Origin of the sequence: Amnibacterium sp., from assembly GCF_051956055.1 — a bacterium.
GTDB lineage: Bacteria > Actinomycetota > Actinomycetes > Actinomycetales > Microbacteriaceae > Amnibacterium.
This window is the reverse complement of the sequence record NZ_JBQCGC010000097.1, coordinates 1-8,619: the sequence shown is the minus strand read 5'-3', so window position 1 is coordinate 8,619 and position 8,619 is coordinate 1. Positions and strand designations below refer to the sequence as shown.

Below are 8,619 nucleotides of genomic sequence, written 5' to 3'. Positions count from 1 at the left end.
CGGCGCGACGAGCGGCATCGACCGGTTCGCCGACCGCACCATCTGGGACCGGCTGATCACGGGTGAGCCGTACTTCCCGGCGGCGCACGCCTGGATCCGGGGGCGTGTGATCAACCGGATGGAGGCGGGGACGTCGACCGTCATCGCCGTCCACGCGCTGCAGGCGAAGCTGCCGGAGGACGCGGGCGACGCCGCGCCGCTCGTCTACCACAACCGCACCTACCACGCCCTCGGGGACCACAGCCGCCTGGGCTGAGGCGGGTCAGGCGGCGAGGGCCCGGTCGAGGTCCGCGATCAGGTCGGCCGCGTCCTCGATGCCGATCGACAGCCGGATCAGGCCCTCGCCGATGCCAGCGGCCGCGCGCTGCGCCGGGGTCTGACTCGAGTTCGTGGTCGACGCTGGATGGATGACGAGACTGCGCACGTCGCCGACGTTCGCGAGATGGCTGAACAGCCGGACCGAGTCGACGAAGCGTCGCCCCGCGTCGATCCCGCCCGCGATGTCGAACGAGACGATCGCCCCGCCGCCGCGTGGCAGCAGCCGGGCGGCGGTCTCGGACCACGGCGTGCCCGGGCGCGTCGGGTAGTGCACCCGCTCCACCCGGGGGTGCGCGACGAGGTGGGCCACGACCGCCTCCGCGTTCGCGACGTGCTGCCGCATCCTGAGGCTCAGCGTCTCGAGCCCCTGGATCAGCAGGAAGCTGTTGAAGGGCGACGGCGCCGGGCCGTAGTCGCGCAGGACGGTGCTCCGGAGCCGCCGGCTGTACGCCTGCCGCTGCGGCGAGAACCGCTCCCAGTAGCCGCCCTCGCCGTGGCCCGCGTCCGGGACGTGGAAGCCGGGCCACCGCTCGGGCTCCGCGCCGAAGTCGAAGGTCGCGCCGTCGACCACGACGCCCCCGATCACCGTGCCGTGCCCGGACAGGAACTTGGTCGTCGAGTGCACGACCACGTCCGCGCCGTGCTCGAGCGGGCGCAGGAGGTAGGGCGTCGCGAGGGTGTTGTCGACGAGCAGCGGCACCCTCGCCGTCTCGTGCGCGATCGCGGCGAGCGCCTCCAGGTCGGCGACCACCCCGGTGGGGTTCCCGATGCTCTCCACGAAGAATGCGCGGGTGCTCGGCCGGATCGCGGCGCGCCACGCGTCCAGATCGTCGACGGGCACGACGGAGAGGGCGATCCCGATCTCCGCGAACCGCTGCGCCAGGAGGTTCGTGGTACCGCCGTAGATCTGCGACGCCATGACGATGTGATCGCCCGCCCGCACCAGGTTGAGCAGCGCCAGGGCGGTCGCCGACTGCCCGCTCGCCGTCGCGACCGCGGCCGCGCCGCCTTCGAGCGCCGCGATGCGCCGCTCCGCGACCGCCGTGGTCGGGTTGCCCATCCGGGTGTACCCGTAGCCGTCCAGGTCCTCGAGCAGGAACTGCGCCGCCGCCTGCTCCGCGCTGTCGTAGACGAAGCTGGACGTCGCGAAGATCGGCGTCGCGCGGGCGCCCGTCCCGGCGTCCGGCGCCGCGCCCGCGTGCACCTGGGCGGTGTCGAAGCCCCACTCGTCGCTCATCGAGCGAGGAGGCTAGCGGCGCTCCGGCCCTGTCGGCACATCGGGCCGTAACCGGGCGTCAGGGAACGCCGGAGAGGGCATCCCGCCGATCCCCGCTCAGCGCCTCCCGCGGAGCAGGTACACGATCGGCAGCACCCCGAGCGAGTTCACGAGCACGAGCGCGACCGCCCAGACCCCCTTCCTGCCCCGCACCGCCGCGGCGGGCCGCTGCGCGAGGTCGATGAGGGCCGCGATCTTCAACCCCGCCTCGACGCCGCCGGCGACGAGCACCGCCTGCCGGATCCTCGGGTCCAGGTCCTGCCAGCCGCGTCGTTCCATGGCCACAGGGTGCACCCGATGGGCCCGGATGGCCAGTGCCGGACGACGGGCCGTCGGGCTCAGCCCGCAGGGACCTCGCGCTCGTCCGGGCCGACGTAGGCCGACAGCGGCCGGATGAGCGCGTTCGCGGCCCGCTGCTCCATCACGTGCGCGGTCCAGCCGACAACCCGCGAGGCCACGAACAGCGGCGTGAACTGCTCCGTGTCGAATCCGAGGAGCCGGTAGGCCGGCCCGCTCGGGTAGTCGAGGTTCGGCTTGATGCCCTTCGCGGCATCCATCGCCGCGGCCAGCCGGTCGTAGAGGTCAGCCAGGTCCTGCCGGTCGTGCAGCGCGGTGAGACGCCGCATCGCGGCCTCCATCGTGGGCACCCGGGAGTCGCCGTGCTTGTACACGCGGTGCCCGAAGCCCATGATCTTCCGCTTCGCGGCGAGCGCGTCCGCCAGCCACGCGTCGGCCGCGTCCGCCGACCCGATCTCGTCGAAGGCGAGCATCACCGCCTCGTTCGCGCCGCCGTGCAGCGGGCCCTTGAGCGCGCCGATCGCGGCGACGACCGCGGAATGGAGGTCCGCGAGGGTCGAGGTGACGACCCGGGCGGTGAACGTGGAGGCGTTGAATGAGTGCTCCGCGTACAGGACCATCGAGATCCGGAACACGTCCGCGGCCGTGTCGGTCGGCTCCTCCCCGTAGGTCATCCAGAGGAAGTTCCGCGAGTAGTCGAGGTCGTCGCGCGGCGCGACCGGCTCCTGCCCGCGCCGCCTGCGCTGGTCGTAGGCGACGATGGCGGGGATCGCGGCGAGCAGCCGCTCCGCCTTCGCGAGCTCCGCGTCCGCCGTCGACTGCTGCGCCTCCGGATCGAGCACCCCCAGCAGGCTCACCGCGGTCCGCACGACGTCCATCGGGTGGGCGGAGGTGGGGGCGACGTCGATCAGGTCGCGGACGCGCGGGTCGAGCGCCCGCCCGGCGCGCTCGCGCCGCTCGAACGCCGCGAGCTCGTCGGGGGTCGGCAGCTCGCCGTGCCAGAGCAGCCACGCGACCTGCTCGAAGGAGCACCGCTCGGCGAGCTGCTGGACGGGATAGCCGCGGTAGAGCAGCGAGTTCGTCTCGGGGTTGACCTTCGAGATCGCGGTCGTGTCGACCACGACCCCGGCGAGGCCCTTCTTGATGTCCGGATCGGTCATGGGAGCTCCTTCGGTCCTACTCCGACCGGTTGTTCGCGAGGTCGAACGTCGCGACGCCGGCGTCGAACCCGGCGTACGCGGCGTAGTCGACCAGCTCGTACAGCCTGGCCCTGGTCTGCATGGACGGCACCTGGGCCCGCAGCGAGCCGGATGCGGCGAGGTCGGCGAGGCCCCGCTCGATCGCACCCATGGCGATGCGCAGCAGGGAGACGGGGAAGATCACGAGGTCGACGCCGACGTCGCGCAGCTGGTCGACGGTGAACAGCTCGCTCTTCCCGAACTCGGTCATGTTCGCGAGGATCGGCACGTCGACGGCGGCGCGCATCGCCGCGAACTCCTCGAGCGACGCCATCGCCTCCGGGAAGATCGCGTCGGCCCCCGCGTCGACGAGCGCCTTCGCGCGGTCGACCGCGGCCGCCATGCCCTCGACGCCCCGCACGTCGGTGCGGGCCATGATCACGAGGCCGGGGTCGCGGCGCCCCTGCACGGCCGCGCGGATCCGCTGCACCGCGGTGCGCCCGTCGACGACCTCCTTGCCGTCGAGGTGCCCGCACCGCTTCGGGTTCACCTGGTCCTCGATGTGCAGGCCCGCGACGCCGGCGTCCTCGAGCGCCTGCACCGTCCTCGCGACGTTCATCGACTCGCCGAAGCCGGTGTCCGCGTCCACCAGCACGGGCAGGTCGGTGGCGGAGGCGACCTGCGCGGCACGCGTCGCGACCTCGGTGAGGGTGGTGAGCCCGATGTCCGGCAGGCCCAGCTCGTTCGCCATCACGGCGCCGGACAGGTACACCCCCTCGAAGCCCTGCTCCTCGATCAGCCGCGTGGACAGCGGGGTGAAGGCGCCGGGCATCCGCACGATCCCGTCGGCGGCGAGCAGCTCGCGGAAGCGGCGCCGCTTCTCGGTCGCGGGCACGGTGGAGGCGAGCATCAGAAGAGTCCCTTCGGCGCGACCGGCAGCCCTGCCGCGGTGATCGTGAGGCCGGCGAGCTCGTCGGGGCGCAGCTCGGGCAGGCGCTCGGCGACGGCGAGGAAGCGGTCGATCTCCGCCGCCTCCAGCACCCCGTCGGCGAGGGTGCGGAACTTGCGGACGTAGTCGGGGCGGGCGAACGGCCGGGCGCCGAGCGGGTGCGCGTCCGCGACCGCGATCTCGGCGTCGATCCGGCTCCCGTCGGCGAGCTCGATCTCCGCACGACCGCCGAACGCCTGCCTCGCCGGGTCGGTCGAGTGGTAGCGGCGGGTCCACTCCGGATCCTCCGCGGTGCTGATGGACCGCCACAGCGCGACGGTGTCCGGCCGGTGCGCCCGCTCCGGGGCGTACGACGCCACGTGGTCCCACGTCCCGTCCTGCAGGGCGACGGCGAAGATGTACGGCACGGAGTGGTCGAGCGTCTCCCGGCTCGCGTCCGGATCGTACTTCTGCGGGTCGTTCGCCCCCGACCCGATGACCGCGTGCGTGTGGTGGGAGGTGTGCAGCACGATCCGCCGGACGGCGCCCGGCTCGAGCAGCTCGGGGTGCTCGGCCCGCAGTCGGCGGGCGAGGTCGATCCACGCCTGCGCCTGGTACTCCGCGGAATGCTCCTTGGTGAAGCTCGCGAGGATCGCCCGCTTCGGCTCGCCCGGTTCCGGGAGGGGCACGTCGTAGTGCGCGTCGGGGCCGTCGAGGAGCTGCGCGATCACCCCGTCCTCGCCCTCCCAGATCGGCGCGGGGCTGGTCTGTCCGCGCATCGCGCGGTCCACCGCCTCGATCGCCGCCTTCCCGGCGAAGGCGGGGGCGGAGGCCTTCCAGGTCGAGATCTCCCCCTTGCGCGACTGCCGCGTGGCGGTCGTGGTGTGGAGCGCCTGCCCGATCGCCTGGAAGATCGTCTCCGCGGGCAGCCCCAGGAGGGTCCCGATGCCGGCGGCGGCGCTCGGGCCGAGGTGCGCGACGTGGTCGATCTTGTGCCGGTGCAGGCTGATCGCGCGGGCGAGGTCGATCTGGACCTCGTAGCCCGTCACGATGCCCCGCAGGAGCGCCTCCCCGTCGGCGCCCGCGTGCTGGGCGACCGCGAGGATCGGCGGGATGTTGTCGCCCGGGTGCGAGTACTCCGCGGCGAGGAACGTGTCGTGGAAGTCCAGCTCCCGCACCGCGGTGCCGTTGGCCCACGCCGCCCACTCGGGCGAGAACCGCCCGGCGATGCCGAACACGGTCGCTCCCGGGGCGGCGGGATGCGCCTCCGCCTGCCCGCGCGCGGCGACCACGGGGGCGCGGGAGAGGGAGGCAGCCGCGACCGCGGCGTTGTCGATCACCCGGTTGACGACCATCTCCGCCACGTCGGCGTCGACCGGCACGGGGTCGGTCGCGAGCCGGGCGATCGCCCACGCGAGCTGCTCCTCGCGAGGGAAGGCCTCGTCGCTGCGATGCGGCCGAACGGGGAGGGTCCTCATGCCCAGCACAGTAACCACCGTGAGCGCACGGCGGCTCGGCGCGTCGCCGGGCCGGCCCGGTTACCCTCGACCCGTGGCGGGACGGCATGCGCGGCGCGAGGCGCCGGAACCGGGCGATCAGGTGGTCGTCGAGTTCGTGGACGCCCCTGTCGCGGACACCCGCGAGATCATGATCATCCCCTCGGCAGGGCTGCCGCTCCGGCTCGAGCGCGACGGCGTCGAGTACGCGTTGACCGAGGGCCACCAGGGCGACCCGGTCCGCTACGACTACTCGAGCGCGGCCGCCGAGGAGGCCCGCCCGCTCCGCCGCCGCCGTCGCGGCTGACCGGAGCGACCTCAGCCGGCGGGATGCGCCTCCGGTCGCGTCGCCGCGATGGGCGCGGCGAAGGCCACCGCCCTGGCGACCAGCCACAGGTCGGCCTCGTCGACCTCTCCGCCGGAGGCGGTGATCGCGGCGCTGAGCAGCAGGTAGGTCAGGTCGACCTGCTCGTTCCCCCAGGCGCGGAGCACCACGTCGTCCACGACGACGCCGGAGACCTCCGTGAGGTGCTCGTCGACGGCCCGGATCAGGTCGCGCTCGTCCCCCGTCTCGTCGGCCACGAGCGCCAAGCGTAATCGGGCGGTTCGCCCGTCGATCATCCGCCGTCCACCGCCCGGCAACCCTGCGAGACTGGCCGCATGGACCTCCGGCTGCGCGCGCTCGTCGCCTTCGTGATCGACGTCGCCGCGGTCGCGGTGTTCGTCGTCCTCGGGCGCGCCAGCCACCACGAGAGCCAGGCCGAGTTCGCCGTCACCTTCTGGCCGTTCGCGACCGGGCTCGTGGTCGGGTGGGCCGCGTCGCGCGCCTGGCGCCGGCCGTTCGCGATCGTGCGCGCGGGCGTGCCCGCCTGGGTGGGCACCGTCCTGATCGGGATGCTGCTCCGTGCGGTGAGCGGGCAGGGCGTCGAGGTCGCGTTCGTCATCGTCGCGTCGCTGGTCGTGGCCGCGCTGCTGCTCGGCTGGCGCTTCCTCGTCGCCGCCCTCGAGCGCTCCGCCGGACGGGGCGCGAACACGCCGGGGCCGGTCGGCTTCTTCCTCCGCAGGAGGTAGCGGCCTACGGGCGCAGGAGGGAGAGGCTCCAGCCGCCCACCCACTGCTCCCCGGGCGTCAGCCACATCAGGCCCTTCCCCGAGTTGAAGGCGTCGGCCGGGCAGGTCATCGGCTCGAGCGCGACCGCGTCGATCCGGCCGTCGTCGGTCTCGTAGACGTCGTTCGTGAACACCTGCACCCAGCCGAACACCGGGTCGGCGGCGAGCTCCACCACGGTGCCGTCCGGCGCGGTGAGCCGGTGCCGCACGCGCCCGTCCACCGTCGCGAGGCCCGTGTACGCGGTGTCGAGGTCGAGCCCGCGCAGGGGCGCGCCGCTGCGCAGGTCCTTCGGCCCGTCGACGGGCACCTCCCGGATCGGCAGGCTCCGCTCGTCGGTCTCGAGCATCCGGTCGCCGGACACGGTGACGACGAGGTCCCGCATGTCGGTGTCGCCCACCCGGAGGTAGGGGTGGCACCCGACCCCGAACGGCGCGGTCCCCTCCCCCACGTTGTGCACGCCCAGCACGACGTCGAGGCCGTCCGGCTTGAGCGCGTACCGCACCGACGCCTCGAGGTGGAACGGGTAGCCGTGCTGCGGGAACACGGTCGCCGACAGCGTGATCGCGGACTCGCTCGAGTCCGTGACCCGGTACCCGGTGTTGCGCAGGAGGCCGTGGATCGCGTTGCCCTTGGCCGGGTCGGTGAGGTCGAGCTGCTGGGGCTTCCCGTCGAGCGCGGGGTCCTCAGGCGATCGAAGGGTCCACCTGCCGTCCCGGATCCGGTTCGGCCACGGCACGAGCACGATCCCGGAGGCGCCGGAGGGCAGCGCGTCCGCCCCGTAGTCCTGCACCAGGTCGACGTCGCCGACCCGGATCCGCCGCAGGCTCGCCGCGAGCTCCGCGACCACGCCGGTCACCGGACCGTCAGGGCCGTCGAGACGGAGGACGTGCTGCGTACCGGTCGCGGGCATGGCGGGCTCCTCGGGTCGGGGTCGCCTCCGATCATCCCCGCTTCGCGGGGCCGCACCCTGAACGGCGGACCCGGTACCGTTGAGGGCACGACCGGCGCAGGTGGAGGACCACCAGGGAGTACCGGCGGAGGGCGTCGACCGCCTGGGCGCCTCCGCATCCAGCCCAGGAGGTCCCATGCCCGCTCGACTCATCGACGGCGCCGCGCTCGCCGCGGCCACGCTCGACCGGATCGCGGACGAGGTCCGCGCCGGGGTGGACGCCGGTCTGCGGCCGCCGTGCATCGCGACCGTGCTCGTCGGCGGCGACCCGGCGTCCCACACCTACGTGCGGATGAAGGTGCGCAGGGCGCAGCACGCCGGGCTCGCGACGCGGCGGGTGGATCTGCCGGCCACGACGACGACCGAGCGGCTGCTGACCACGATCGAGGCGCTGTCCGCCGACCCGGAGATCGACGGCATCCTGCTGCAGCACCCCGTCCCTCCGCAGATCGACGAGCGCGCGGCGTTCGAGGCGATCGCGGCCGACAAGGACGTGGACGGCGTCACGTTCGCGTCCTTCGCGAGGATGGCGGAGGGCTCGGACGGCTTCTCCTCGGCGACCCCCGGCGGCATCCTCCGGCTGCTCGAGGAGTACGGCGTGGAGCTCCCGGGCCTCGAGGCGGTGGTGGTCGGCCAGGGGCCGATCCTCGGCAGGCCCCTCTCGGCGCTCCTCGCCGCCCACGGGGCGACGGTCACCTCGTGCCACGTGCTGACCAAGGACCTCCGGGCGCACGTCGAGCGCGCGGAGCTGCTCGTCTCGGCGGTGGGCCTCCCCGGCCTCATCCCGGGCGAGTGGGTGCGTCCGGGCGCGGTCGTCATCGACGCCGGCTACAACGACGGCAAGGGCGACGTCGACTTCGAAGGGGCGAAGGAGCGGGCGAGCCTCATCACGCCCGTGCCGGGCGGGGTCGGCCCGATGACCATCGCGACGCTGCTCGACCAGACGGTGCGGGCCTGGCGCACCCACGTCGCCTGACGTCCTTCGTCGTTCCGGCGTTAGGCGGCGGGCGGGGGCCCAACACCAGAACGACGCACGGGGGCGCCGGGGTGCGCTGGCCCCGGCGGGG

Annotated in this window: 11 protein-coding genes and 1 riboswitch; of the genes, 4 read left to right on the top strand and 7 right to left on the bottom strand. The window is 73.8% G+C overall.

The window, feature by feature from the left end; translation table 11 throughout:
- Positions 1-256: flavin reductase family protein (locus ACTHLI_RS14050; protein ID WP_440184897.1), on the top strand; the 256-nt coding region annotated here is incomplete at its 5' end.
- A 6-nt stretch (positions 257-262) separates the two neighbouring features.
- Here the strand turns inward: ACTHLI_RS14050 and ACTHLI_RS14045 are convergent.
- From ACTHLI_RS14045 to ACTHLI_RS14025, 5 genes are all read right to left on the bottom strand, one after another.
- Complete coding sequence (locus tag ACTHLI_RS14045; RefSeq protein WP_440184894.1) at positions 263-1,555, bottom strand: O-acetylhomoserine aminocarboxypropyltransferase/cysteine synthase family protein; 1,293 nt, start codon at positions 1,553-1,555, stop codon at positions 263-265.
- Positions 1,556-1,651: 96 nt separating this feature from the next.
- Positions 1,652-1,873: a DUF5652 family protein gene (locus ACTHLI_RS14040; RefSeq protein ID WP_440184892.1), complete on the bottom strand. Its 222-nt coding sequence runs from the start codon at positions 1,871-1,873 to the stop codon at positions 1,652-1,654.
- 59 nt (positions 1,874-1,932) lie between these two features.
- Positions 1,933-3,051, bottom strand: coding sequence for a bifunctional 2-methylcitrate synthase/citrate synthase (locus ACTHLI_RS14035; RefSeq protein WP_440184889.1), 1,119 nt, complete (start codon positions 3,049-3,051; stop codon positions 1,933-1,935).
- Positions 3,052-3,067: 16 nt separating this feature from the next.
- Complete coding sequence (gene prpB / locus ACTHLI_RS14030; protein WP_440184886.1) at positions 3,068-3,979, bottom strand: methylisocitrate lyase; 912 nt, start codon at positions 3,977-3,979, stop codon at positions 3,068-3,070.
- On the bottom strand, positions 3,979-5,475 hold the full coding sequence (locus ACTHLI_RS14025; RefSeq protein WP_440184883.1) for an MmgE/PrpD family protein: 1,497 nt from the start codon (positions 5,473-5,475) through the stop codon (positions 3,979-3,981). Before ACTHLI_RS14025 ends, prpB begins: the two co-directional genes overlap by 1 nt.
- 73 nt (positions 5,476-5,548) lie before the next feature.
- Between ACTHLI_RS14025 and ACTHLI_RS14020 the strand changes: the two genes are divergently transcribed.
- The gene (locus tag ACTHLI_RS14020; RefSeq protein WP_440184881.1) at positions 5,549-5,800 is read left to right on the top strand and encodes a hypothetical protein; all 252 of its coding nucleotides are present in this window, start codon (positions 5,549-5,551) and stop codon (positions 5,798-5,800) included.
- A gap of 11 nt (positions 5,801-5,811) precedes the next feature.
- Here ACTHLI_RS14020 and ACTHLI_RS14015 read toward each other — a convergent pair whose 3' ends face one another.
- Positions 5,812-6,075 (bottom strand): hypothetical protein, encoded by a 264-nt coding sequence (locus ACTHLI_RS14015; protein ID WP_440184879.1) that lies wholly within the window; start codon positions 6,073-6,075, stop codon positions 5,812-5,814.
- 78 nt (positions 6,076-6,153) lie between these two features.
- Between ACTHLI_RS14015 and ACTHLI_RS14010 the strand changes: the two genes are divergently transcribed.
- Complete coding sequence (locus ACTHLI_RS14010; RefSeq protein WP_440184876.1) at positions 6,154-6,564, top strand: DUF3054 domain-containing protein; 411 nt, start codon at positions 6,154-6,156, stop codon at positions 6,562-6,564.
- A 4-nt stretch (positions 6,565-6,568) separates the two neighbouring features.
- On the opposite strand, the gene ACTHLI_RS14005 is transcribed toward ACTHLI_RS14010, so the two are convergent.
- On the bottom strand, positions 6,569-7,513 hold the full coding sequence (locus ACTHLI_RS14005; RefSeq protein ID WP_440184873.1) for an aldose 1-epimerase family protein: 945 nt from the start codon (positions 7,511-7,513) through the stop codon (positions 6,569-6,571).
- 77 nt (positions 7,514-7,590) lie between these two features.
- A riboswitch (ZMP/ZTP riboswitch) is annotated at positions 7,591-7,668 on the top strand.
- A gap of 20 nt (positions 7,669-7,688) precedes the next feature.
- Between ACTHLI_RS14005 and ACTHLI_RS14000 the strand changes: the two genes are divergently transcribed.
- Positions 7,689-8,528 (top strand): bifunctional 5,10-methylenetetrahydrofolate dehydrogenase/5,10-methenyltetrahydrofolate cyclohydrolase, encoded by an 840-nt coding sequence (locus tag ACTHLI_RS14000; protein WP_440184870.1) that lies wholly within the window; start codon positions 7,689-7,691, stop codon positions 8,526-8,528.
- Positions 8,529-8,619: the final 91 nt, after the last annotated feature.

Coding starts and splice junctions, on each gene's coding strand:
- ACTHLI_RS14000 (WP_440184870.1), top strand. CDS start 7,689: ATGCCCGCTCGACTCATCGACGGCGCCGCGCTCGCCGCGGCCACGCTC.
- ACTHLI_RS14040 (WP_440184892.1), bottom strand. CDS start 1,873: ATGGAACGACGCGGCTGGCAGGACCTGGACCCGAGGATCCGGCAGGCG.
- ACTHLI_RS14045 (WP_440184894.1), bottom strand. CDS start 1,555: ATGAGCGACGAGTGGGGCTTCGACACCGCCCAGGTGCACGCGGGCGCG.
- ACTHLI_RS14035 (WP_440184889.1), bottom strand. CDS start 3,051: ATGACCGATCCGGACATCAAGAAGGGCCTCGCCGGGGTCGTGGTCGAC.
- ACTHLI_RS14010 (WP_440184876.1), top strand. CDS start 6,154: ATGGACCTCCGGCTGCGCGCGCTCGTCGCCTTCGTGATCGACGTCGCC.
- ACTHLI_RS14005 (WP_440184873.1), bottom strand. CDS start 7,513: ATGCCCGCGACCGGTACGCAGCACGTCCTCCGTCTCGACGGCCCTGAC.
- prpB (WP_440184886.1), bottom strand. CDS start 3,979: ATGCTCGCCTCCACCGTGCCCGCGACCGAGAAGCGGCGCCGCTTCCGC.
- ACTHLI_RS14025 (WP_440184883.1), bottom strand. CDS start 5,475: ATGAGGACCCTCCCCGTTCGGCCGCATCGCAGCGACGAGGCCTTCCCT.